Here is a 22706-nt window from a genome sequence, read left to right on the forward strand (position 1 = left end):
CCGGTCGACGGGAAGCGGGAGCGGGAGACAGATACTTTCTCTAATTTCAATATTCAGATGTGACCAAGTCTCTACTCGAGAGTGACCAGAACATGTTGAACAATGTCTTAAGCGCACGCGCTGGAAACTGCGGCAATCCGTCCTCCAGCGCCGCGGCGCGGCGCCGTCAGCGCCCGCCCGTGCTGCTGGCGTCTTGTCCCTGTCGTCGGGGATCATCTATGGTCCGCCCGCGCGCCCTCGCGCTCCCAGTCCGCCCGCCGAAAGAGGCCTCGATGACCCAGCCCGCGCCGCTTCTCGTTTCCGGGCTTTCCGCCCTCGCACCGTCCTACCGCGCCGTCCTGTGCGACGTGTGGGGCGTTCTCCACAACGGCGTTGCGGCGTTTCCGGCCGCCTGCGAAGCGCTGGCCCGTTTCCGCAGCGAGACCGGCGGGATCGTCGTGCTGATCACCAATGCGCCGCGACCGACCGGTTCCGTGCTGACGCAGTTGGAAGCGCTCGGCGTGCCGCTCGACGTGTTCGACGACGTGGTGACCTCCGGCGATGTCACCCGTCACCTGCTGGCGGCGACGCGCGACCGGCCCGTCTTCCATATCGGTCCGGCGCGCGACCTGACCCTGTTCGAGGGCCTCGACATCCGTCTGGTCGACGAGGACGAGGCCGGGCAGGTGGTCTGCACCGGGTTTCACGACGACGAGAACGAGACGCCGGAAGACTACCGCGACCAGATGGAGCGGCTGGCGGCGCGCGGCCTGCCGTTCCTGTGCGCCAATCCGGACATCGTAGTGGAGCGGGGCACCCGCCTGGTGTGGTGCGCCGGCGCGCTCGCCCGGCTCTATGAGGACATCGGCGGCACCGTCACCATCCTCGGCAAGCCGCATGCGCCGATCTACGAGGAGGCGGTGGCGCGGGTCGCCAGGATCGCCGGCGAGAAGGTGGCGCGCGAGCAGATCCTTGCCGTCGGCGACGGGCTGCCGACGGACATCCGCGGTGCGGTCGCCAACGAGATCGACGTGCTGTTCATCACCGGCGGCATCCATGGCGCCGATTTCGGCCCTGTCGAGGCCCCGGACGAGGCGCTGGTGCGCCGCCGCCTCGCCGAGGAGGGGCTGAGCGCGCAGGCCGCCGTGCCGCATCTTTGCTGGTAGCGGCACGCAAGCGGGACCCGCACGCAACGTCCCTGCCCCCTGGCACACGAACATCTTGGTAGACGAAAAAAGGCCGGATCCCATCGGACCCGGCCTTTTTTCAGTTTCCGGCCGCTCGCGGGGGGCGCCGGCCAGGCAACTCGCGTCTCTTGGTGGACGCGCAGCAGACGGTAGGCCCCTGCGGGCCGATCTCGGTTGGCCGACCCTGGATCAGCCGAACAAGCGGTCGATTTCGTCCTGGGCATCCGACAGCATGCTGTCGACATCGGCCTGGGACACGCCTTCGCCCGCATGCTGGGGGCCGTGCAGGATCAGGTCGCGGCGGCGCCGTTCCTCGTCGGTCTCCTCGCGCGGCGCGTCGTCGCCCTCGGCGATGCGCAGCCGCTCGACAAAGGCCGAGACGCGGGCGTCAATGGCGTTCAGCGCGCTGACCACCTTGGAGATGCGCTGGCCGGTGATGTCCTGAAAGGCGCAGGCCTCGAAAATCTCGATCATCTTGTCGTTGACCAGCGCCTGGTAGGCTTCGTGGTCCGCAGCATCGGCGGCCATGATCGTTTCGGCCGCCTCCATGATCGTGTGCGTGGCGGACTCGGTCGACTCGACGATGGCATCCAGTTCCCGGCCCGCTTCCGGGATCTGGTTGTTCTTCATGTCGTTGGGGCGCAGGTTGATGATCTCGACCTTCAGCCGCGAAATCTCGTCGGCGATGGCCGTCAGTTCCGCGGTGATCGTCGGCTGGACGGCAGCGAGAAACTCGCGCATCGAGCCGGTCATCACCTCGGCGAGATCGATCACATCGTTCAGCGTCACATCGCCCTGGCGCTCCCGGTTGTGCTCCAGGAAAGAAATCAGTTGCGAGAGATCCTGCTTCTTCAAAGAGCCCATGGATCCTGTCCTTCTTGCCACGGCATCCGACGGCCGCGCATCATCCGCCTGCGCCCGGCGACCGGACGCAGCTTGCCTGCTCCCCGGCGGCGCTGCCGCCGGCTCCCTGCAGAGCCTCAATCCCCGGCCGATACCCGGCTCAGTCGGAGAACACGGCCTCGATCTTGCCCTTCAGCGTCTGTGCGTTGAACGGCTTGACGATGTAGTTGTTCACGCCGGCCTTCTTGGCGGCGATGACGTTCTCGGTCTTGGACTCGGCCGTCACCATGATGAACGGCGTCTTGCAGAGGCCGGCATCGGCGCGGACCTGCTTCAGCAGTTCGTAGCCGGTCATCGGCTCCATGTTCCAGTCGGAGATCACCAGTCCGTAGCGGCGCTGCTTCATCTTCTCGAGCGCTTCGGTGCCGTCGGCAGCGTCGTCGATGTCTTCGAAGCCGAGCTGCTTGAGCAGGTTTCGGATGATGCGGATCATGGTCTTGTAGTCGTCCACCACGAGGACCGGCATCTGAACATCCAGGGCCATTGTCTACTCCATACTGTAAATCTGCCCGACCCGCTTGAGCGGGCGTCTGATGCTTCTTCAACTCTTCAGGAGGACGACACGATCCCGTGTCTCCGCCTCCCCACGCCTTGCCACACTAGCCTGCTCCCCTGAAAACTCCGTTAATGCGGCCCCGCGATCTGACACCAAAGCTTAATTGCTTCCGCGGTCGTGAGCGACTAGCGTCCCTTGCCGACGACGGAGGAAGGACTGAGGCGACCATGCTGGCATTGCAGACACTGTATTTCGAAGATCTCTCGCCCGGACTGAGCGAAACCCTGACGAAGACCGTCAGTTCTTCGGATGTGATTGGCTTCGCGGAGGTTTCCGGCGACCGCAACCCGATCCACCTGTCGGAACACTTCGCTGCCCGGACCCCCTTCCGCACCCGCATCGCCCATGGGCTCTACACCGCCAGCCTGATCTCGGCGGTGCTCGGCACGCGGCTGCCGGGCCCTGGTGCGATCTATCTGTCGCAGACGCTGAATTTCCGCGCGCCGGTGCGAATCGGCGACGAGGTGACAGTCACGGTGACGGTCAGCGAGTTGATGGAGAAGGGAAACCGGGCGCGGCTCGACTGCCGCTGCGCCGTCGGCGATACGGTGGTGCTGGAGGGCGAGGCCATCGTCAAGGTGCCGACCCGGGCCGAACTGGAGGCGGGCGATCCGCGCGGCTGACGCGGTAACGCAGCCGCATTTGCGGCGCTTGACCTTTTGAGGGCGAATGGGCAGGGTCCGCCGGCAGTTTCGCGCCGCCTCGGGCGGCGTGCCCATTCAGCCTCCGGCCGCCCGCTGTCCCGCGCGTGTCCGGCAAGCCCTCGACGCCGATGACCGATCTCGTCTCCACCGCCTTTCCCCTCGTCACCGATCTTGCGGCGTTTCCCGCCGCCCTTGCCGACGGGGTCGTGGCGATCGGCAATTTCGACGGTGTGCATCGCGGCCACCAGGCGGTGCTCGGCGCCGCGCTGGAGATTGCCAGGGCCCAGTCGGTGCCGGCCTTCGCGCTGACCTTCGAGCCGCATCCGCGCACGGTGTTCAATCCGGACAAGCCGGTCTTCCGCCTGACGCCGGAGCCGATGAAGGCCCGCGTCATGGCCGCCACCGGGCTCGACGGCATGGTCAGCCTGCCCTTCACCCCCGCCTTCGCCGGCATCGAGGCGGAAGCCTTCGTCCACGAGATCCTGCGCGACAAGCTGCATATCCGCCACGCTGTGACCGGCTACGACTTCCATTTCGGCCGCGCCCGCCGCGGCACGCCGGACTTCCTGCGGGCCGCCGGGCAGTCCGACGGCTTCGGCGTCACCATCGTCACGGCGGAGACCGACGAGGCCGGCGAGGCGGTCTCCTCCAGCCGCATCCGCGCGGCGCTGGCCGAGGGCGATGTGGTGGTCGCCAACGCGCTGCTCGGCTATCGCTGGTCGGTGGAGGCAGAGGTGCGCCATGGCGAGAAGCGTGGCCGCGACCTCGGCTATCCGACCGCCAATCTGGCGCTGCCGGCCGAAACGGAACTCGCCCACGGCATCTATGCGGTGCGCGCCCGCATTGATGGCGGCGCCTGGCGCGACGGCGTCGCAAGCTTCGGCCGCCGCCCCACCTTCGACAATGGCGCGCCGCTGCTGGAGGTCCATCTCTTCGACTTTTCCGGCGACCTTTACGGCAAGCGGATGCAGGTCCTTTTCGCCGCCAGACTGCGGGACGAGGAACGGTTCGAGAGCATCGAGGCGCTTATCGTGCAGATGGACCGCGACAGCGCCGAGGCGCGGGCGGCGCTGGCCAGCCTTGCCCCGCTCGGTGCCGTCGACCTTGCCCTGAACGGTCCCGCAAGATGAGCGGCGGCGCTCCGGCAACCGGGGTCATGCGCGGCATCGCCCTGATGAGCGTTGCCATGCTGCTGGTGCCGATGATGGATGTGACGGCCAAGTACCTGACCGCCACCCAGCCACCGCTGCAGATCGCGCTCGGCCGCTTCGCCTTCCAGATGGTCTTCGCGGTGCTGACGGCGGCCATCGGCCCGGGCCTTGCCGTGCTGAAGGCGCCGCGCCTGTGGCCGCACCTGTTGCGCGGCTTCTTCCTGTCCGGTGCGACGGTTTGCTTCTTCACCGCGGTCGCGACCATGCCCGTGGCCGATGCCATCGCCATCTTCTTCGTCGAGCCGATGATCCTGACGGTGCTTTCGGCCTTGGTCCTCAAGGAGCAGGTCGGCCCCCGCCGCTGGGCCGCGGTGATCGTCGGGCTCGCCGGCGCGGCGATCATCATTCGTCCGGGTTTCGCGACCTTCGGCGCCACGGCGCTGCTGCCGCTCGCCGCCGCCCTGCTGTTCGCCCTCTACCTGGTCATCACCCGCAAGCTCTCGGGCGAAGGCGGCATGCTCTGCGTCCAGTTCACCGCCGGCCTCGGCGGCGTGATGCTGCTCGGAACCCTGTTCCTGGCCGCCAATGTGGCCGGCTACCAGCCAGCCGCCGCCGTGATGCCGGATCTGCCGGGCTGGGGACTGCTCGCGCTGGTCGGCGCCATCTCCTTCTTCGCCCACGGACTGATCGTCCAGGCCTTCGCAGCCGCTCCCGCCTCGGTGCTGGCGCCGTTCAACTACCTGGAAATCGTCAGCGCCACCCTGTTCGGCTATCTGATCTTCGGCGACTTCCCCGACGGTCCCACCTGGGTCGGCATTGCCCTGATCGTCGGCAGCGGCATCTATATCGCCCATCGCGAGAACCGCCGTAGCCAGGAGGAGCTGGCCGCGCGCATCAACCGCACCGGCCCGCCGGACTGAGCGAGACGAAAACGGATGACCAAGCTCCGCCTCTGGGGCCCCTCCAGCGCCCTGATCCTGACCCTTGCCGTCCTCGGCATGGTGGTCGACCAGGCCTTCAAGCTGTGGATGCTCTACGGCTTCGACATCGCCGCGCGCGGCCGCGTTGCCGTCACGCCGTTTCTCGATCTCGTGATGGTCTGGAACTACGGCATCTCCTACGGGCTGCTGCAGCAGGAGGAGGACCTTGGCCGCTGGCTGCTGGTCGCCGCCACCGCGGTGATCACCCTTCTGTTCTGGATCTGGGGTGCCCAGGCGCCGCGCCGCCTGCAGGCCGCCGGCTTCGCGCTGGTCATCGCCGGCGCGCTTGGCAACGGCATCGACAGGGTGGTGCACGGCGCAGTCGCCGACTTCTTCCACCTCCATGCCGGAGACTTCTCCTGGTACGTCTTCAACCTTGCCGATGTCTGGATCGTTGCCGGGGTGGCGGCTCTGCTGTATGACAGTTTCGCTGGTGGCCCTAATGATGCCGCAAAAAACCCGTCTGAGTAGTCGCAGTGCCCTGTACGCGGCTTGTGCGGACCAGCCGGAGCCGACCTTCCTGGTGGCCGTAGTGTCGCCGGGACGCGGGTTTCCCCCGCAAGAGCCTTGAAGGATAGCTGACGTGTCGCGTCGAAACTGGACCGGAACCCCCCTTCGCAAGTCCGCCCGGAGCCTGCTCCTTGCCACGGCCGCGGCGCTCGTGCTCGCCGGCTGCCAGCACGGAGCCGACGGTTTCAACGACGGCCGGACCAGCGACGAAGCGCCCGATGTCGCGATGATGCGCCAGTTGATGGAAGGCCTCGGAGCGGTCGATGCCCGCACCGAACAGAAGATCGACTATTCGCCGCGCGCGCCGCTCGCCATGCCGACAAAGATGGGCGACCTGCCGCAGCCGGAAGAGAAGAAGGAGATCGCCAACTGGCCCGAGCAGGGCGAGACCGATCTCCAGCGCATCCAGCAGGCGTATCGCGACACCAGCGACCTCGACCGGCAGGGCCGCAGCACGGCCCAGCAGTCGCGCGGCATCAAGGAGCTTGCCACCGGCGGCGCCAACCGCGACATCCAGCAGGAAATCCGGACGGAGAACCGGCTGGAGAGCGCCCGCATGAAACCGAACGAGCTGAACCAGCGGGTCGGGGTGGTGCGCCGGGACACGGCCGTGCTCGACGAGAACGGCGCGCCGGTGCGGCGCTACCTGATAGACCCGCCGGTTGCCTATTCGACACCTGCCGGCAACGCGCCGATGCCCAAGGTCGGCCGGGTGGCCGAACAGCCCAGGGTGTCCGACATCGAGCGGGTGATGGACGGCCAGTCGGCCCGCACCCTGCGCTGACGCGCGGGCACCGCCAGAGCCAGGAGCCTGTCCGGCCGGGGCCCTACCCCGGCCTTTTTGTTGCCGTGGACGCGTGCGCAAGCCGCGCCGCTGCGGACCTTACGAAAAGTTCACGGGTCCTTTGCCGCCCGCCCGCCTATATCTCGTCGGCAGGGACCCCTTTCCGGAGATCGTACCTTGTCGCCTCTCTCAGGACCTTTTTTCCAGCCGCCGCGCCGCGTTCCGACGGCTCGAAGCCTGCTCACCCGCCTCGCCCTTGCCGCGCTGCTGGCCATCGCACCTGCCGTCGCCGCGCGCGCCGAAGCGCCCCAGGCCGCCGATGCCGCCGCTTTCGCCGACATCCGGATCGGCGGCGACATGAGTGCCTTCACCCTCGACAACGGGCTTGATGTCGTCGTCATTCCCGATCGGCGTGCGCCGGTCGTCACCCATATGATCTGGTACAAGGTGGGAGCCGCCGACGAGCCCGAGGGCATGTCCGGCATCGCCCATTTCCTCGAACATCTGATGTTCAAGGGCACGAAGGACAATCCGGGCAACACCTTCTCCCGTCGCATCGCCGAGATCGGCGGCCAGGAGAACGCCTTCACCGCGCAGGATTACACCGCCTATTTCCAGCGCGTTGCCCGCGAGCATCTGCGCGAGATGATGGAGATGGAGGCCGATCGCATGCACAATCTCGTGCTCAGCGACGAGGTGGTGCTGCCGGAGCGCGACGTGGTGCTGGAAGAGCGCCGCCAGCGTGTCGACAGCGATCCCGGCTCGATCCTCGGTGAAACGCTCGACAGCATGCTCTTCGTCAACCATCCTTACGGCACACCGGTGATCGGCTGGGAGGATGAGATCCTCGCTCTCAACCGCCAGAACGCGATCGACTTCTACAACCGCTTCTACACGCCCAACAACGCGATTCTGATCGTTGCCGGCGACGTGACCGCCGACGAGGTGCGCGACCTCGCCGAGGCGACCTATGGCAAGGTGGCGCGCCGGGCCGAGCCGGGCGAGCGGCAGCGCGCCAAGGTCCAGGTCCTGCCGGGCGCGCGCGAGGTCACCTATTCCGATCCCCGCGTCAACCAGCCGAACATGCGCAAGGCCTGGGTCGTGCCGAGCTACAACACCGCCGAGGGCAACCAGGCCCCTGCGCTGGAGATCCTGTCGGAGATCCTGGGCGGCGGCAGCACCAGCCGCCTCTACCGGCAGTTGGTCGTCGAGCGCGGCATCGCCGCCTCCGCCGGCAGTTGGTATCGCTCGGGCGCCCTCGACGACAGCGTCTTCATGATCTACGCGGTACCGGCCGATGGAACGGAGTTGAAGGAGCTCGGCGAGGCGGCCCATGACGTGCTGAGGCAGATCGCCGCCGACGGGGTCACGGCCGAGGAATTGGAGCGCGCCAAGAAGAGCCTGCTGTCCTCAGCGCTCTACGCCCAGGACAGCCAGTCGGCGCTTGCCCGCATCTTCGGCGCGGCGCTGACCACCGGCGGGACCATCGAGCAGATCCGCAACTGGCCCGCGACCGTCACCGCCATTACCGCCGACGATGTGAAGGCCGCCGCCGCAACGCAGTTTTCGGCGTCCCCTGTCACCGCCTATCTGCGCGGAAGCGAGGCGGCGGCAACCACCCCGCCGGAGGCGGCACTGCAGGATCCGGCCGTCGCGCAGGAGGTCCAGCAATGAGCCGCTCCGCCATCCGCCCCGCCACCCCTCACGGGACATCGCCCATGAGCCTCGTTTCCGCGCTCGGCCGCGGGCTTGTTGCCTTCGCCCTGCTCTTTGCCGCCCTTGCCGCCCTCCCGCGCCCGCTCTCGGCCATGGAGATCCAGGAGATCACCACACCGGGCGGGCTCAGCGCCTGGCTGGTCGAGGACGACACGGTTCCGATCGTTGCCATCAAGTTCGCCTTCGCGGGCGGCGCGTCGCAGGATCCGGAAGGGGGCGAGGGATTGACCAATCTCCTGTCGGCAATGCTCGACGAGGGGGCCGGGGATCTGGACTCGCAGGCCTTTCAGACGCGGCTGGAGGATCTGTCGGTACGGATCGGCTTCGATGCCGGGCGCGACAATTTCTACGGCGCGATGCGCACGCTGACGCCGAATATCGACGACGCCTTCGAGATGCTGCGCCTTGCGGTCACCGCTCCGCGCTTCGATGCGGAGCCGGCCGAGCGGATGAAACGCCAGATCATCGCCGGGCTGCGCCGCGAGGCGAAGGATCCGGACGCCATCGCCGGACGCCGCTGGGCTGAACTCGCCTATCCGGGCCACGCCTACAGCCGGCCGTCGCGCGGCACCGAGGAGAGCGTCGCCGCGCTGTCGCCGCAGGATCTGAAGGACCTGCATGGCCGCCTCTTCACCCGCCAGGGGCTGAAGATCACGGTCGTCGGCGCCATCACTGCGGAGCGGCTGGCGCCGTTGCTCGACAGCGTCTTCGGCGCGCTGCCGGAGACGGGCGAGTTGACCGAGGTCGCCGACATCGCCATGGCCAGGGGCACGATGGAGCATGTGGCGCTCGACGTGCCGCAGACCTCGATCCGCATCGGTCTGCCCGGCCTCAAGCGCGACGATCCGGACTTCATCCCGGCCTTCGTCATGAACCACATCCTGGGCGGGGGCACGTTCTCGTCCTGGCTCTTCGAAGAGGTGCGCGAGAAGCGGGGCCTGGCTTATTCCGTCGGCTCCTACCTGCTGCCCTATCAGCACACCGGGGCCTGGCTGGCGGTGACCGGAACCCGCGCCGACCGCGCCGACGAGTCGGTGGAGGTGATCCGGGCGCAAATGGCGCGGATGGCCGACAAGGGACCGAGCGAGGAGGAACTGGCCAAGGCCAAGGCCTATCTCACCGGCTCCTATGCGCTGCGCTTCGACACGTCCGACAAGATCGCCGACCAGTTGCTCGGCATCCAGGTGGAAGGGCTCGGCCGCGACTATATCGACATCCGCAACGATCTCATCGAAGCAGTGACGCTGGATCAGGTGCGGGCCGCTGCCACCCGCCTGCTGAAGGGGATCGATCCGCTGGTGGTGACCGTCGGTCCGGAAAAGGGATGACGCCGACGACCTGAGGCCCCTCTCGCGCCGGAGCACGCCCCGCCAGCAACGCCCCCCTTGCGACATGACACAGCCCCGCCGGAGGACCCTCCGGCGGGGCTTTCATTCGTTCGGTAAGGCTTTCGGCGGGCCTTTCAGCCCGTACCGCTACCCGAGGTTTTCTCGCCCGGCAGGCGGGCTATTCGGCGGCGCGGCGCATATTGCGTTGCGGCGGACGTGCCTGCAGGACCTCCGGGCGCACCGGCCGCGGCGGCGAGAACAGATAGCCCTGGCCGATGCGGGCGTCGTAGTCGAGCACCTCCAGCACCTGAGCCTCGGTCTCGACATGGTCGACGATCAGTTCCATTGCATAACGGCGCAGCAGGTCGCCGAGGTCGGCCGGATGGATATGGCTCGCCGGCATGTGCTCCGTGCCGATCAGGCGGCCCGCATGCAACTTGATGTATCGGAAGCCTCGGTCCGACAGCGCCTTGAAGTCCATCTTCAGGTCTCGGACCCGATCGATCGAGAAGCGGTAGCCGAGTTCGTGCAGCGCCGCGAGGCTCTCCAGTTCCAGCGCCCCCATCTCGTTGACGTCGTCCTGGGTGAATTCGAAGGTCAACTGACCGGCAAAGCCCTCGTTGGCGCGCAGGAAATCGAGGAAACCAGGAAAGAAGCGCTCATCCACCAGCGTCTGGGTCGACAGGTTGACGAAGAGGCCGGACCGGCGGTTGCGGCTCGACAGCCGCCGCAGCACCTGGATGGCGCGGAACAGCATGAGGTTGTCGATCGCCGGCATCATCCGCGCCCGCGTTGCCTCGGCGATGAAGTCGACCGGTTCGAGATAGTTGTTCTGCGCGTCGCGGATGCGGGTCAGCGCCTCGTAGTCGCGGACCTGGCGCTGCGGCAGAGTGACGATCGGCTGCAGGAACAGGTCGACGCGGTTGTTGTCGAGCGCCTCCTGGATCACCCGGCGCAGTTCCGGATCGGGTCTCGCCTCCTCGCGAGCCCGCGCCATGGCGTGCGCCCCTGTCGGACCGGCCGGGTCCTCGGCGCGCTCCCCGGGACGGGTGGAGAGCGGCCTGTCGCCGGGAGCGGGTCCCCGCACCGCGGGAGCCTCGCCCGGATACCCCCGCAAGGGCGACTGACCGCCAAACCCCGCCGCAGGGGCATGGTGCTGGCCCGCAGGCGGCTGGCTGTAGCCCAGGGCGCGTGGCTCCTCGTAAGCGGCGAAGCGCTCGGGCGGCGGCGCGATCTGGCGCGTCTCCTGCTCGTCGATCCGCTCTTCCATGCCGGCCATCGCCTCGGCCATCTGCTTGATCAGGCTGCCCAGCACCTCGACTTCGGCGAACAGCGGGTCGATCTCCTCGCGGGTGCGGCGCGGCAGGTTGGTCTCCATGCCGCTGAGACGCCCCTCGATGTTGCTGACGTCCTCGTCGACCTCGAGCACCCGCTCCTCGAGCGCGGCGACCTTCTCGGCGATATCGCCGCGGTCGCGCTGACGGGCGAAGACGAGATGCACGACGATCATGGTGCACAGAAGGGTCAGGCCAAGCGTCAGCGCCTCGCCCGCGGGGCGGGCGAACTGGAACATCATGATCGCAGCGACAGAGGCCGCGATCACCCCCATGCAGAGGAAAATGAAGATGCTTGTCGCGCGTGCCATGCTCGTCCGGCCAAGTCCGTGCTTCCGCCGAAGCCGAATCAAACCTACCTCGAATACTGACTGAATACGACGATTCTTCCGAGTCTCCAGCCCTCATGAGGCCACGGAAGGCGGGAAAGCCTCCCGGCGCACCCTTGTGGGGATCATCAGCGGCGTCATCGGGCCGCAGCCGCGCCTCTTGACCTTCCCCTTGCTGGAAGCCCCATTGTTGCGGCGGATGACAGGTATCGCCGCCGGGCGCGGCGCAAAGGAGAGCGGAACGACCATGATCGAACTGAAGATCGACGGCATCACCTGCAACGGCTGCATCGCCTCGGTGAAGCGGGCGCTCGTCGCCGCCGACCCGGCCGCCACGGCCGAGATCGATCTCGCCAGCGGCGCGGCGCGCATCGAGACGCAGCTTCCTCGCGACCGGGTCGTGGAGACGATCGAGGCGGCCGGCTACGACGTCGTCGCCGGCTGAGCCTTTTTCCCTTCCCCTTCGCGCTCACGGGTCGGCCAGCATCCCGTCGACCAGATGCAGGCGGCGGTCCATGCGCGCGGCCATGTCGAGATCGTGGGTGACCGCGATCACGGTCTTGCCGTGATCGTCGACGAGGGCGCGCAGGATCTCGAAGACTTGGTCCGACGACTTGCTGTCGAGGCTGCCGGTCGGCTCGTCGGCCAGGATCGCCGGTGGTTCGTTGGCCAGCGCCCGCGCCACCGCCACCCGCTGGCGCTGGCCGCCGGAGAGCTGGTCCGGGCGCTTTTGCAGGTGATCGCCGAGCCCGAGATCGGCAAGTATCCCTTGCGCCCGCTCACGCATCTCGCGCGCCGGCAGCCGGCCGAGCTTGCGCATGGGGATCATCACATTGTCGGTGATGGAGAATTCGGGCAGCAGGAAGTGGAACTGGAACACGAAGCCGAGCGTCGACAGGCGGATCGCCGCGCGCCGGCGTTCGGACAGCAGATGCGTCGCTTCCCCTTCGATCAGCACCTCTCCCTGGCTCGGCAGGTCAAGCAGCCCCAGCAGATAGAGCAGCGACGACTTGCCCGAGCCGGAAGGCCCGGTGATCGCCACGAATTCGCCGGCCCGGATCGTCAGGTCGATGTCGCGCACCAAGGTCACCGGCACCGTGCCGGGCAGCACCCGGGTCAGCCGGCGCGCCTCGATCAGCGGCACCGCGACCGGCTGCGGGGCAACGGCGGTGCCGCCGTCCTTCGGGGCCGGGCTCATGACGCCCCCCGAATGATCTCGACCGGATTGAGCTTGGCCGCGCGCCGGGCCGGCAGGTAGCCGGCAATGCCGGCGGCGAGCAAGGCGAAACCGCTGGCGATCAGGTAGTGGAGCGGGCTGTAGGTCAGCGGTAGCGAGGTCATCTCCACATTGGTTCGCACCTCGAAGGTGACCGAATCGAGCCCCACCGTGATCAGGTAGCCGAGGATCGAGCCGAGCACCGCGCCGACGGCGCCGATCACCAGCCCCTCGACCAGGAAGATGCGGCGGATGTCGCCCTGGCCGAAGCCGAGCGACTTGAGGATGGCGATGTCGCGGGCCTTCTCGTGGACGATGGTCGAGACGATGGTGAAGATGCCGAAGCCGGCAACCAGCAGGATCGCCCCGACCACGGTGTACATGATGACATTGCGCACCACCAGCACCTCCATCAGAGCCTCATTCGCCTCCTGCCAGGAGGTGGCGCGATAGCCGGTCATGCGCTCGATCCGCGCGGCGACAGAGCGCGCCGCGTTGATGTCGTCCAGCTTCACCGCGATCCGGTTGACCACGTCTGGGCGGGCGAAGAGCACCTGCGCCGTCTTCAGCATCGCATAGGCGGTGGCATCGTCCGCCTGGGTGACGCCGGTGTGGTAGATGCCGACGATCTTCAGCCGCCGCACCGCACCGGACGAGGTGGACGCCGCTATCGTATCGCCGAGACGGGCGCCCAGCTTCTCGGCAACGCCGCTGCCGACCACGATACCGTTGAGATTGGCGGCGAGTTCGATGAAGGAGCCGGCGCGCATGTCGCCGCCGATCGTCGAGACCTTGAGATAGCTCGCCGGATCAACTCCCGTCAGCGACACCGCGACGTCCCGTCCGCCATAGCGCAGCACCGCCTGGCCGGCCAGGGTCATGGTCATGCGGCCGGGCAGCCAGCTCTCCAGCATCGCCCGCAGCCTTGTCGGATTGCGCAGGCCGCGGGTGTCATCGTCGGGCCGCGCGCCGATCACATTGACCGCGCCATAGAAGCTGGCGGCGGGCGGCGGCGCCGGATCGCGGGTCTCGTCGCTCACCTCCACATGCGGCATCGCGTCGACCAGCATCGCGATGAAATCCTCCTGCGATCCCTGCATCAGGGCCGCCATGGCGATGGAGAAGCCGACACCGAGCATCACGCCGAGCACGGAAACGACGCTCTGGCGCAGGCGCCCGCGCACATGGGTCATCGCGATGGAGAGGATCAACGGCACCGGCCTACCCCTCCGATGCGGCCGCAACCGCCGCCATGCCGGGTGCCAACCCTTCCGCCCAGGGCGAGACGACGCGGGCATCCGCCTCCAGCCCGTCCAGCACCTCCACCTGCTCGATGCCACGGATGCCGACCGAGACCCGCCGCTCGGCAAGGCGTCCGTCGCCGCCCAGCACCAGCACCCGATCGCCGTCCAGCGCGGCAAGCGGGATCAGCATGGCCTTCTCCACCTCGCGGACGACGATGTTGACGTCGCTGGTCATGCCGATCATCAGCGGCGTCTCCTGCGGGAAGGCGAGATAGACCCGATAGGTCTTGAGAACCGGGTCGCCCTTGGGGGTGATCCGGTCGACCCTGGCCTCGAAGCTGCTGCCGGGAAAGGCGTCGGCGCGCACCACCGCCTTCTGGCCGGCCCGGACCAGGGGAATGTCCTCCTCGTTGACATCGGCGATGATCTGCAGCGGCCGCTCCTGGCCCACCCAGAACAGCACCGCGCCGGGTTCGGCCACCTCGCCGACCTCCCCGTCGCGCCGCAGGACCTTGCCATCCATCGGCGCGCGCAATTCGTAGTCGCCGAGCCGTGCCGCCTGCGCCGCGACCAGCGCCACGTTGCGCGAATGGTCGTGCTCGGCCCGCTCGAAGGCCTGCTGCGACGCCACCCGCCGCTCCAGCAGGCCGGCGGCCCGCTCCAGTTCCTGTTCCGACAGCCGGGCGCGCGCCTCCAGTTCGGCGAGGGTGGCGCGCGCGGCGGTGGAGTCCAGGCGGCCGAGCACCTGCCCCCCTTCAACGCTCTCGCCCTCGCAACTGCACAACTCGACGATGCGCTCGCGCAGCACGCTGGTCACCTTGGCCCAGCGCACCGGCTCAACCACGCCCGTCGCATAGACCACGTCGGCGGCCCGCCCCATCTGGGGGACGGCCACGGTAACCGGCACCGGCCGGTCGAGCCACCAGCGAACGGCGGCAAAGGCGGCGGCGGCCGCTGCCAGGATCACGAGCAGGGTCAGGATACGTCTCATTCGGGCGTCCCTTTGGGCGTGTAGCGGACGGAGTGTCGCCACCGCATCGCACTGCAACCTAGCATTCGCGAAGAGCCCCACCTATCCGCAGAAATTCGTGGACCAGCAAAGCCCGCGGCGGCCCGCCGGCTGTGGATTGCGGGCCGTGATCGCAGCGACCTGTTTCACGAAACCCGAACAGAAACATTTTGTTTACCATGTCGGCTCAGAATCCATCTGCAAATCAAATCGATGCCGCGTGTTCGGCGGAAGCAAAAGGGGGTCGCCACAGCATGGAATCCATGCATGGCGCTGCGGGTAAAATCCGATTGGCCGTTCTCGATGGCGGCGGTACGACCCGCGAGTTGGCGGGTTCGATCGCGCAAGCGATGGATCATCCCTGCGGGACGCCCGTCGCCTATCACAGTTTCGAGCCGTTCTACGCCGCCAGCACCCAGGTGCGCCCCGACGTGATGATCGTCGATCTCGAAACGCTCGGCCAGGACGGACACCTGTCCCGTCTTGCCGCCGCGCAGCCGCAGGCGATGTTGATGGCGGTCAGCCCCCGGGAATCCCTCAGCCGCAGCCTTGCGGCGATGGAGGCCGGCGCGCACGATGTCATCACCCTGCCGATCGATCCGGTCGCGGTGGCCGAGCGCATCGACCGCTTCCTGATCCAGAACACCCGCCCGCCGCGCGGCGAGGGCCAGCGCCGCCAGGCCGCGCAAGCGGCGAGCGAGGCGCGCGACCTCACCGCCGGACGCGAGCCGTTCCGGTTCGAGAGCTTCGTCGGCGGTTCGGCGCGCATGCGCGAGGTCTACGACCAGATCCGCCGCATTGCCCCTTCCTCCGCCCCGGTCTTCATCACCGGCGAATCCGGCAGCGGCAAGGAACTGGCGGCCGCCGCGATCCATGCCCGCTCGCCGCGCGGTCCGGCCCCGCTCATCGCCATCAACTGCGCCGCGATCCCCGGCGAGCTGATGGAGAGCGAGATCTTCGGCCATGTGCGCGGCGCCTTTACCGGCGCCTCGGAGAGCCGTCCCGGCGCGGCGGAGGCCGCCGACGGAGGAACGCTGTTCCTCGACGAGATCGGCGAGATGGATCTTGCCCTGCAGTCCAAGCTGCTGCGTTTCGTGCAGACCGGCACGGTGCAGCGCATCGGCGATGCCCGGCCGAGGCCCGTCGACGTGCGCATCCTGTGCGCCACCAATCGCGACCCGCATGTGGAGATCGCCGCCGGACGGTTCCGCGAGGATCTGTTCTATCGGCTGCATGTCCTGCCGATCCGCCTGCCGGCGCTGCGCGACCGGCGCGAGGACATCCTGCCGCTCGCACACGCCTTCCTTGCCCGCTACGCCCAGGAAGAGAGCCGCGCCTTCTCCGGCATCGCCCCTTGCGCCGGCGAGAAGCTGCTCACCTATGACTGGCCGGGCAATGTCCGCCAGTTGGAAAACGCCATCCGCCAGGCCGTGGTGCTGCACGAGGGCGAAGCGCTGACCGCGCAGATGCTGCCGGCCTTCCTGCTCGGCGACGGCGGCCTGTCGCCCCGTCACGATCCGGCCCGCGCGCCGGCCTTCGGCGCCCGGCGCCGGGGCGGCGAGATCGAACCGCTCTGGGCGCAGGAAAAGCGGATCATCGAGGACGCCCTCGACGCCTTCGACGGCAACATCGCCAAGGCGGCGGCGGCGCTGGAGATCAGCCCCTCGACCATCTATCGCAAGCGCCAGTCCTGGACCGACCGCATCGACGGCGGCGATGGCGCCCTGTTCACCGGTTTTGCCGGATAATCTTGTTGTTTTCCGCGCGCCATTCTATACGTTGCGCCGCAAAATACGCCTTGCGGGGCTTCAACAGGGTGGGGCTTGGATGATCAGGGGCAAGTCGGTTCGTTTCGGCACTTCGGTCGGGGATGCGGTGGCTGTCGGCGGTGGGCCGCGCAAGGCGGGCTCTGCGTCCGTTGCCAGGGCTTTGGTGCTTGCCACCAGCCTCGTCCTGCTTCCTGCCACGGCGACTGCGCAGCAGACCATGCTTCCCCAGGATCTCGCCAGCGCCTATCAGGTGCTCGACGCGGCCTGGGACGAGGCGCCGCTCTCCTTCGCCGCCCTCGCCTTCGCGGAAGCTCCCGCCACCGGCTACGGGCAGTACACGCCCCGCGGCGACGCGGTCTTTGGTGCGGGCGACACGCTCACCGTCTATGCCGAGCCGGTCGGCTTCGGCCACGAAAAGACCGAGACGGGCTACGGCGTGCGGCTCAGCGCCGGCTTTGAACTGCTCAACATGTCGGGGCAGGTGCTGGCCGAACAGACCGGCTTTGCCGACCTGCGGGCCGACAGCCGCAACCGGCTGCGCGAGTTCCATGCGACGCTCAGCTTCGCTTTTGAAGGTCTGCGGCCGGGCGACTACCGACTGGTGACGAAACTCACCGACACGGTGAGCGGCAAGACCGCCTCGGCCGAGATGCCTTTCACCGTTACCGCGCCTGCGGCGCAGTAAGACTGCTCATTTCTGCAGCCGGAGTTTGGTGATCTCCTCGGCAATGCGCTCAAACGCTTCGACCAAGGCGCTGTTCGACTTCGCGTCGAAGGCCATGGAGGGGGTCGTGGCGCACTCGTTCATCATCTTGATGGTGGTCGCATCGGTGATCTGGAAGGCCACCGTGTAGATCTGCACACCGGCCTTCTTGGCGTTGGAGCAGGTCAGCTTCAGCCGCTCATCCATCCGCTGGGCAATGGTCGAGGAATTGTCCGCCCCGTTGCCCAGCCGCTCTTCCGTGCCGTAGCCATAGGCTGCGTAGTCGGTCCGGTTGAACGAGTTCTGCCCGAAATAGGTATGCTCGCCATCGGTCATGACGATGAGCACGCGGACATGCTCCTCCTCCGAATCCTTCTTCACCTCCCGTCCCTCGGTGAAGGGCTCCGAGGGGGAAAGCACCCGCCAACCCCAGATCGCACCCTGATGGATGTTGGTGCCACCCGTCGCTTCCATCGACTGAATGTCGCGGAGCACCTTCGCCTTGTCGCTGGTCAAGTCGGTGATCGGCTGGGTCTTGCACCAGTAGTTGGGGCCGGAATTCGTATTCGTCCCAAGAGACAATGTCTGGTTTCGGTACTTGCACAAGCGCTTCTGGGCATATTCCCACTGAGTCATACCGGATGAACGATAGGCCTGACTCGCCGCTTGCTGGCACGCTCCCCGGTCATCATCGAGATAGTTGTTGTAGTAGCTGTCGCCCCGGCGCCTGTTGGCAGTGGAGGGTTCATCGGGGGCGAATTGCGGGACGATCAGCGTCGCCGGGTTGGATTTGGACGGTGGCGTGTCGTCGACGTCATACGGCATCGGCCGCGCCTCGACACAGCCCAACCAGTCGGTTCTGCCAAATTGTTTGAACAACGTGAACCGGCTCGGCTTGCCGTTGACGAAATACCTGCTGTCGAACAGGGCCGGATCCGGTGTGCCATCAGCACGGGTTTCGAAATTCTTCCAGTGGACCGGCGACAGTCCCTCCCGGTCCATCCAGGACTCGGTGGCCTTGTCGGCGCCAATATTGACGTACTCGGAAAACGGCACGAGGCCGATCTTCACCCGGTCCTTCTTGTCACCGTCCTCGTTGATCTTGAACAGCGTCTCGGCGAGATCCTTGGCGGCCTTCTTCAGCGTCGTCATGCGGCTTCCGGCCATGGATCCGGAGTTGTCCAGCACCATCACCACATCGAAGGTCGCCTTGCCGACAACCGCCTCGGAGACCACCCGCACATCGATGTGACTCTTGCTCATGATGCTGCCGAGCATGGTCTGCACCGGCTTCTGCGCCCTCACCGTCACCGTGCCCTTCACCACCGACACGTCGAGCGCGACCCCGTCGGAACTCCCCTTGTAGATCGCGGCGAAATAGGCCTCGGCATTGGCCTTGACCTTCGCCTCGGACAGTCCCTGGCTGCTGTAGTTGGCAGCGAGCGCCGTCGCGTCTGCCGCCGCCTGCAGATTGACCTTCACATTGTAGGCCCGGGTGTAATCGATACCCGCGCCGATCACGAGCAGACAGACGCCGGTGCATACGGCAAGCGGCACCACGATGCTGCCGCGGCTGTCTGAGGCGAAACGTCTGGCGAGGCGCAGGAACTTCATCATGGCCCGGACCCTACACCGCCGGCCTTGCCAAAACCTTTTCAAGACCCGTCAAGGCCCCGGAAACCGCGTTTTCAGAAGGTGCGTGTCCGGGTGCCCGTCCCGGTGGATCTCCGGGTGCCTGGTGCCGCAGCAAAAAGCGGCGCGGGAGACCATTGACAGGTGCGGGAGAGGCGCCTACATCAGGCGCGCTGTTAGCACTCTCATTCACAGAGTGCCAACGTGGTCGGCGATCCGGGCGACCCCGACGGAGGGGCGCTGGCGCGACAAGTACCACGCTGGCCCCAAAAGGAAAGAGCACGACATGAAGTTCCGTCCTCTGCATGATCGCGTTGTTGTGCGCCGCGTCGACTCCGAGGAGAAGACCGCCGGCGGCATCATCATTCCGGACACCGCCAAGGAGAAGCCGCAGGAAGGCGAAGTCGTCGCCGTCGGCCCGGGCGCCCGCAAGGAGAACGGCGACCTGATCGCGCTGGACGTCAAGGCCGGCGACCGCGTGCTGTTCGGCAAGTGGTCCGGCACCGAGGTCAAGATCGACGGTCAGGACCTGCTGATCATGAAGGAAAGCGACATCATGGGCGTGGTCGGCTAAGCCGCACCGCGCTTTTTTCGTCCTTTTCGCGGTCGCTCGCCGCAAGCCTTCTTCAGGCCGCAGGCGCGACACCGCGATGATCCAAACCACATGGAGACATGAAAATGGCTGCCAAAGACGTCAAGTTCTCTTCCGACGCCCGCGACCGCATGCTGCGCGGCGTGGACATCCTCGCCAACGCCGTCAAGGTGACGCTTGGCCCGAAGGGCCGCAACGTCGTCATCGACAAGGCTTTCGGCGCCCCGCGCATCACCAAGGACGGCGTCTCCGTCGCCAAGGAAATCGAGCTTGAGGACAAGTTCGAGAACATGGGCGCGCAGATGGTGCGCGAGGTCGCGTCGAAGACCAACGACATCGCCGGCGACGGCACGACCACCGCGACCGTCCTGGCCCAGGCCATCGTCCGTGAGGGCGTCAAGGCCGTTGCCGCCGGCATGAACCCGATGGACCTGAAGCGCGGCGTCGACCTCGCTGCCCAGACCGCCGTCAAGGACCTCGAGGCCCGCTCCAAGAAGATCTCCACCTCCGCCGAAGTGGCGCAGGTCGGCACGATCTCGGCCAACGGCGACACCCAGATCGGCGAGGACATCGCCAGCGCGATGCAGCGCGTCGGCAACGAGGGCGTGATCACCGTCGAGGAGGCCAAGTCGCTCGAGACCGAGCTCGAGGTCGTCGAGGGCATGCAGTTCGACCGCGGCTACCTGTCGCCCTACTTCGTGACCAACGCCGAGAAGATGGTCGCCGAGCTGGAGAAGCCGTACATCCTGCTGCACGAGAAGAAGCTCTCGAACCTGCAGGCCATGCTGCCGATCCTCGAGGCCGTCGTCCAGTCCAGCCGTCCGCTGCTGATCATTGCCGAGGACGTCGAGGGCGAGGCGCTTGCCACGCTCGTGGTCAACAAGCTGCGTGGCGGCCTGAAGATCGCCGCCGTCAAGGCTCCGGGCTTCGGCGACCGCCGCAAGGCCATGCTCGAGGACATCGCCGTCCTGACCGGCGGCACGGTGATCTCCGAGGATCTCGGCATCAAGCTCGAGAACGTCACGCTCGACATGCTCGGCACCGCCGAGAAGGTCTCCATCACCAAGGAGAACACCACCATCGTCGACGGGTCGGGCAACAAGGCCGACATCGAGGGCCGCGTGGCGCAGATCAAGGCGCAGATCGAGGAGACCACCTCGGACTACGACCGCGAGAAGCTGCAGGAGCGTCTGGCCAAGCTCGCTGGCGGCGTCGCGGTGATCCGCGTCGGCGGTGCGACCGAGGTCGAGGTGAAGGAAAAGAAGGACCGCGTCGACGACGCCCTCAACGCGACCCGTGCGGCCGTCGAGGAAGGCATCGTCCCGGGCGGCGGCGTCGCCCTGCTGCGTGCCAAGAAGGCTGTCGAGGCGCTGACCTCCGACAATCCGGACATCATGGCCGGCATCAAGATCGTCCTGCGCGCTCTTGAGGCTCCGATCCGCCAGATCGCCCAGAACGCGGGCGTCGAGGGTTCGATCGTGGTCGGCAAGATCCTGGAGAACAGCGACGAGACGTTCGGCTTCAACGCCCAGACCGAAAAGTACGTCAACATGGTGGAAACCGGCATCATCGACCCGACCAAGGTCGTGCGCACGGCCCTCCAGGACGCGGCTTCGATCGCCGGTCTGCTGATCACCACCGAGGCGATGGTCGCCGAGCTGCCGAAGAAGGACTCGCCGGCTCCGGCGATGCCGGGCGGCGGTATGGGTGGTATGGACTTCTAAGAAGTCCTGCTCTCGAAGAGATACGGATGGGCGGCCGTCGGGCCGCCCATTTGCGTTTGGATGGTCGCTCTGCCCACATGGACAGCGGCGGGCGCAAGAGGTATGGCGAGGGCCGCAAGGCTGCCCGGAAAGGCCGGCCCGAAAGACCCGACGAGAAGAGCCGAGGAAGAGTGCAATGGACCGCGAAACGCTGGCCCGCATCGAGCGGCTGGAAGAGCAGCTTGCCTTCCAGACGCGCACCGTCGAGGAGCTCAACGAGGTGGTCACCCGACAGGCCGACCAGATCGACATGTTGAGCCGCCGCCTGGCGGCCCTGGGCGAGCATGTCGAGGAGTTGGAAGACGCCGCCGCCGGCAATGTGCCGGTGGCCAAGCCGCCGCATTACTGAGCCGGCGGGCAGGCGTTCCTAGCGCGTCAGCCGCTCACCTGGGCGGCGAGCCGCTCGAACAGCGGGTTGGCGGCGGTGAAGACGTAGTCGAGCGTCGTCACGCTGACATGCGGCGCGCCGTGGTCGCGCAGCAGCGTGGCGCAGTCGGCGGCGCGATCCGCCGGGCAGTGCAGCAGCAGGGGCTGGCCAACCTGGGTGCCGAAGGGCGCGACCGCGCCGAACTGCTCGGCCGCCGTGCGGGCGGTCAGCTCCGGCGCCTGCACCAGCGCGCGGATCTCGCGATGCGAGCGGGCCCGCTCCTCCGCCGCGATCCGGTCGAGGATGACCCTTGCGGCGGCAAGCTGCGCCGGCGTCCACTCGGCCTTCAGCGAGGCGACGAGATGCGCCTGGCTCTTCAGGATGACGCCGTCGTCCAGCACCTTGAGATTGTTGGCGGCAAGCGTCGAGCCGGTGGTGGTGATGTCGACGATGAGCTCCGCTGTGCCGGCGGCGGGGGCGCCCTCGGTCGCGCCGGCGCTTTCGACGATGCGGTAGTCGGACAGGCCATGCTGGGCGAAGAAGGCCCGCGTCAACGCCACATATTTGGTGGCGACGCGCAGCCGTCCGCCGTTGCGGGCGCGGAAATGCGAGGCGACGTCGACGAGATCGGCCATGGTCGACACGTCGATCCAGGCATCGGGCGCGGCGACGACCACATCGGCGAAGCCGAAGCCGAGCGGGGTGACCACATGCACCAGTTCCTCGGGCCGCGAGATCGTCTCATGCACGAGATCGAGGCCGGTGACGCCCAGATGCGCCTGCCCGGTGCTGAGCTCGCGGGCGATCTCGGAGGCCGACAGGAAGGCGATCTCGACCTCGGAGGCGGCAAAGCGGCCGAGCCGGCCGCGATAGTTGCGCGCCCCGCCCGGACGGCCGACCGGCAGGCCGGCACGGGCGAAGAAGTCGTGGGTGTTGTCCTGCAGCCGTCCCTTGGAGGGCACCGCGATGATCAGCGGCTGGGCGGCGGTTTCCGGCGAATGGGTCATGAC

Annotated in this window: 22 protein-coding genes; 14 read left to right on the forward strand and 8 right to left on the reverse strand. The window is 67.3% G+C overall.

What is annotated here, in order from left to right; translation table 11 throughout:
* Window positions 1–272: 272 nt before the first annotated feature.
* Window positions 273–1145 (forward strand): TIGR01459 family HAD-type hydrolase, encoded by an 873-nt coding sequence (locus tag TSB10P1A_RS06015; protein ID WP_186386992.1) that lies wholly within the window; start codon window positions 273–275, stop codon window positions 1143–1145.
* 210 nt (window positions 1146–1355) lie between these two features.
* Here the strand turns inward: TSB10P1A_RS06015 and TSB10P1A_RS06020 are convergent, their stop codons facing one another.
* A complete protein-coding gene (locus TSB10P1A_RS06020; RefSeq protein WP_186386993.1) occupies window positions 1356–2030 on the reverse strand; it encodes a protein phosphatase CheZ in 675 nt (224 codons plus the stop codon).
* Between the two features lie 139 nt (window positions 2031–2169).
* Window positions 2170–2553, reverse strand: a complete 384-nt coding sequence (locus tag TSB10P1A_RS06025) for a response regulator (RefSeq protein ID WP_067220588.1) — start codon at window positions 2551–2553, stop codon at window positions 2170–2172.
* Window positions 2554–2792: 239 nt separating this feature from the next.
* Between TSB10P1A_RS06025 and TSB10P1A_RS06030 the strand changes: the two genes are divergently transcribed.
* From TSB10P1A_RS06030 to TSB10P1A_RS06060, 7 genes are all read left to right on the forward strand, one after another.
* Window positions 2793–3248 (forward strand): MaoC family dehydratase, encoded by a 456-nt coding sequence (locus TSB10P1A_RS06030; RefSeq protein WP_186386994.1) that lies wholly within the window; start codon window positions 2793–2795, stop codon window positions 3246–3248.
* Between the two features lie 149 nt (window positions 3249–3397).
* Window positions 3398–4399 carry a bifunctional riboflavin kinase/FAD synthetase gene (locus TSB10P1A_RS06035; RefSeq protein WP_186387120.1) on the forward strand — a complete coding sequence of 334 codons (1002 nt, stop codon included), beginning with the start codon at window positions 3398–3400 and terminating at the stop codon, window positions 4397–4399.
* Window positions 4396–5340 (forward strand): DMT family transporter, encoded by a 945-nt coding sequence (locus tag TSB10P1A_RS06040; protein ID WP_186386995.1) that lies wholly within the window; start codon window positions 4396–4398, stop codon window positions 5338–5340. The genes TSB10P1A_RS06035 and TSB10P1A_RS06040 overlap by 4 nt, the downstream gene beginning before the upstream one ends.
* 15 nt (window positions 5341–5355) lie before the next feature.
* Window positions 5356–5871: a signal peptidase II gene (gene lspA, locus TSB10P1A_RS06045; RefSeq protein WP_186386996.1), complete on the forward strand. Its 516-nt coding sequence runs from the start codon at window positions 5356–5358 to the stop codon at window positions 5869–5871.
* A gap of 112 nt (window positions 5872–5983) precedes the next feature.
* Entirely contained in the window at window positions 5984–6694 is a 711-nt protein-coding gene (locus TSB10P1A_RS06050) for a hypothetical protein (protein WP_186386997.1), read from the forward strand.
* A 177-nt stretch (window positions 6695–6871) separates the two neighbouring features.
* Window positions 6872–8368, forward strand: a complete 1497-nt coding sequence (locus TSB10P1A_RS06055; protein WP_244293002.1) for a pitrilysin family protein — start codon at window positions 6872–6874, stop codon at window positions 8366–8368.
* Between the two features lie 44 nt (window positions 8369–8412).
* Window positions 8413–9738 (forward strand): pitrilysin family protein, encoded by a 1326-nt coding sequence (locus TSB10P1A_RS06060; protein ID WP_186386998.1) that lies wholly within the window; start codon window positions 8413–8415, stop codon window positions 9736–9738.
* Window positions 9739–9916: 178 nt separating this feature from the next.
* Here the strand turns inward: TSB10P1A_RS06060 and TSB10P1A_RS06065 are convergent, their stop codons facing one another.
* Window positions 9917–11383: an EAL domain-containing protein gene (locus TSB10P1A_RS06065; protein ID WP_186386999.1), complete on the reverse strand. Its 1467-nt coding sequence runs from the start codon at window positions 11381–11383 to the stop codon at window positions 9917–9919.
* A gap of 265 nt (window positions 11384–11648) precedes the next feature.
* On the opposite strand from TSB10P1A_RS06065, the gene TSB10P1A_RS06070 reads away from it, so the two are divergent.
* Window positions 11649–11846, forward strand: a complete 198-nt coding sequence (locus tag TSB10P1A_RS06070) for a heavy-metal-associated domain-containing protein (RefSeq protein WP_186387000.1) — start codon at window positions 11649–11651, stop codon at window positions 11844–11846.
* A gap of 24 nt (window positions 11847–11870) precedes the next feature.
* On the opposite strand, the gene TSB10P1A_RS06075 is transcribed toward TSB10P1A_RS06070, so the two are convergent.
* Genes TSB10P1A_RS06075 through TSB10P1A_RS06085 form a run of 3 tightly spaced genes read right to left on the reverse strand, consistent with a single transcriptional unit; the run spans window position 11871 to window position 14852 of the window.
* Window positions 11871–12599 (reverse strand): ABC transporter ATP-binding protein, encoded by a 729-nt coding sequence (locus TSB10P1A_RS06075; RefSeq protein WP_186387001.1) that lies wholly within the window; start codon window positions 12597–12599, stop codon window positions 11871–11873.
* Entirely contained in the window at window positions 12596–13834 is a 1239-nt protein-coding gene (locus tag TSB10P1A_RS06080) for an ABC transporter permease (RefSeq protein WP_186387002.1), read from the reverse strand. Before TSB10P1A_RS06080 ends, TSB10P1A_RS06075 begins: the two co-directional genes overlap by 4 nt.
* A gap of 4 nt (window positions 13835–13838) precedes the next feature.
* The gene (locus TSB10P1A_RS06085; RefSeq protein WP_186387003.1) at window positions 13839–14852 is read right to left on the reverse strand and encodes an efflux RND transporter periplasmic adaptor subunit; all 1014 of its coding nucleotides are present in this window, start codon (window positions 14850–14852) and stop codon (window positions 13839–13841) included.
* Between the two features lie 308 nt (window positions 14853–15160).
* On the opposite strand from TSB10P1A_RS06085, the gene TSB10P1A_RS06090 reads away from it, so the two are divergent.
* Together TSB10P1A_RS06090 and TSB10P1A_RS06095 are read left to right on the forward strand one after the other, a co-directional pair.
* A complete protein-coding gene (locus TSB10P1A_RS06090) occupies window positions 15161–16618 on the forward strand; it encodes a sigma-54 dependent transcriptional regulator (protein ID WP_208984901.1) in 1458 nt (485 codons plus the stop codon).
* Window positions 16619–16697: 79 nt separating this feature from the next.
* Entirely contained in the window at window positions 16698–17324 is a 627-nt protein-coding gene (locus tag TSB10P1A_RS06095) for a hypothetical protein (RefSeq protein WP_186387005.1), read from the forward strand.
* Between the two features lie 6 nt (window positions 17325–17330).
* Here TSB10P1A_RS06095 and TSB10P1A_RS06100 read toward each other — a convergent pair whose 3' ends face one another.
* A complete protein-coding gene (locus TSB10P1A_RS06100; protein WP_186387006.1) occupies window positions 17331–18959 on the reverse strand; it encodes a VWA domain-containing protein in 1629 nt (542 codons plus the stop codon).
* 301 nt (window positions 18960–19260) lie between these two features.
* Here TSB10P1A_RS06100 and groES point away from each other — a divergent pair, with 301 nt between their 5' ends.
* The 3 genes from groES (at window position 19261) to TSB10P1A_RS06115 (ending at window position 21678) form a co-directional block, all read left to right on the forward strand.
* Window positions 19261–19548, forward strand: coding sequence for a co-chaperone GroES (groES, locus tag TSB10P1A_RS06105; protein WP_186387007.1), 288 nt, complete (start codon window positions 19261–19263; stop codon window positions 19546–19548).
* Window positions 19549–19652: 104 nt separating this feature from the next.
* Window positions 19653–21290, forward strand: a complete 1638-nt coding sequence (gene groL / locus TSB10P1A_RS06110; protein ID WP_186387008.1) for a chaperonin GroEL — start codon at window positions 19653–19655, stop codon at window positions 21288–21290.
* A 175-nt stretch (window positions 21291–21465) separates the two neighbouring features.
* Window positions 21466–21678 carry a SlyX family protein gene (locus tag TSB10P1A_RS06115; RefSeq protein WP_186387009.1) on the forward strand — a complete coding sequence of 71 codons (213 nt, stop codon included), beginning with the start codon at window positions 21466–21468 and terminating at the stop codon, window positions 21676–21678.
* A gap of 26 nt (window positions 21679–21704) precedes the next feature.
* On the opposite strand, the gene hisG is transcribed toward TSB10P1A_RS06115, so the two are convergent.
* A complete protein-coding gene (gene hisG / locus TSB10P1A_RS06120; protein ID WP_186387010.1) occupies window positions 21705–22703 on the reverse strand; it encodes an ATP phosphoribosyltransferase in 999 nt (332 codons plus the stop codon).
* Window positions 22704–22706: the final 3 nt, after the last annotated feature.

The sequence above is a fragment of the Stappia sp. TSB10P1A genome, from assembly GCF_900185725.1.
Classification (GTDB): domain Bacteria; phylum Pseudomonadota; class Alphaproteobacteria; order Rhizobiales; family Stappiaceae; genus Stappia.

Excerpts from the sequence above, each read along its gene's own strand:
- TSB10P1A_RS06015 (WP_186386992.1), top strand. The coding sequence starts at position 273 with ATGACCCAGCCCGCGCCGCTTCTCGTTTCCGGGCTTTCCGCCCTCGCA.
- TSB10P1A_RS06020 (WP_186386993.1), bottom strand. The coding sequence starts at position 2,030 with ATGGGCTCTTTGAAGAAGCAGGATCTCTCGCAACTGATTTCTTTCCTG.
- TSB10P1A_RS06025 (WP_067220588.1), bottom strand. The coding sequence starts at position 2,553 with ATGGCCCTGGATGTTCAGATGCCGGTCCTCGTGGTGGACGACTACAAG.
- TSB10P1A_RS06030 (WP_186386994.1), top strand. The coding sequence starts at position 2,793 with ATGCTGGCATTGCAGACACTGTATTTCGAAGATCTCTCGCCCGGACTG.
- TSB10P1A_RS06035 (WP_186387120.1), top strand. The coding sequence starts at position 3,398 with ATGACCGATCTCGTCTCCACCGCCTTTCCCCTCGTCACCGATCTTGCG.
- TSB10P1A_RS06040 (WP_186386995.1), top strand. The coding sequence starts at position 4,396 with ATGAGCGGCGGCGCTCCGGCAACCGGGGTCATGCGCGGCATCGCCCTG.
- lspA (WP_186386996.1), top strand. The coding sequence starts at position 5,356 with ATGACCAAGCTCCGCCTCTGGGGCCCCTCCAGCGCCCTGATCCTGACC.
- TSB10P1A_RS06060 (WP_186386998.1), top strand. The coding sequence starts at position 8,413 with ATGAGCCTCGTTTCCGCGCTCGGCCGCGGGCTTGTTGCCTTCGCCCTG.
- TSB10P1A_RS06065 (WP_186386999.1), bottom strand. The coding sequence starts at position 11,383 with ATGGCACGCGCGACAAGCATCTTCATTTTCCTCTGCATGGGGGTGATC.
- TSB10P1A_RS06070 (WP_186387000.1), top strand. The coding sequence starts at position 11,649 with ATGATCGAACTGAAGATCGACGGCATCACCTGCAACGGCTGCATCGCC.
- TSB10P1A_RS06075 (WP_186387001.1), bottom strand. The coding sequence starts at position 12,599 with ATGAGCCCGGCCCCGAAGGACGGCGGCACCGCCGTTGCCCCGCAGCCG.
- TSB10P1A_RS06085 (WP_186387003.1), bottom strand. The coding sequence starts at position 14,852 with ATGAGACGTATCCTGACCCTGCTCGTGATCCTGGCAGCGGCCGCCGCC.
- TSB10P1A_RS06095 (WP_186387005.1), top strand. The coding sequence starts at position 16,698 with ATGATCAGGGGCAAGTCGGTTCGTTTCGGCACTTCGGTCGGGGATGCG.
- TSB10P1A_RS06100 (WP_186387006.1), bottom strand. The coding sequence starts at position 18,959 with ATGATGAAGTTCCTGCGCCTCGCCAGACGTTTCGCCTCAGACAGCCGC.
- groES (WP_186387007.1), top strand. The coding sequence starts at position 19,261 with ATGAAGTTCCGTCCTCTGCATGATCGCGTTGTTGTGCGCCGCGTCGAC.
- groL (WP_186387008.1), top strand. The coding sequence starts at position 19,653 with ATGGCTGCCAAAGACGTCAAGTTCTCTTCCGACGCCCGCGACCGCATG.
- TSB10P1A_RS06115 (WP_186387009.1), top strand. The coding sequence starts at position 21,466 with ATGGACCGCGAAACGCTGGCCCGCATCGAGCGGCTGGAAGAGCAGCTT.
- hisG (WP_186387010.1), bottom strand. The coding sequence starts at position 22,703 with ATGACCCATTCGCCGGAAACCGCCGCCCAGCCGCTGATCATCGCGGTG.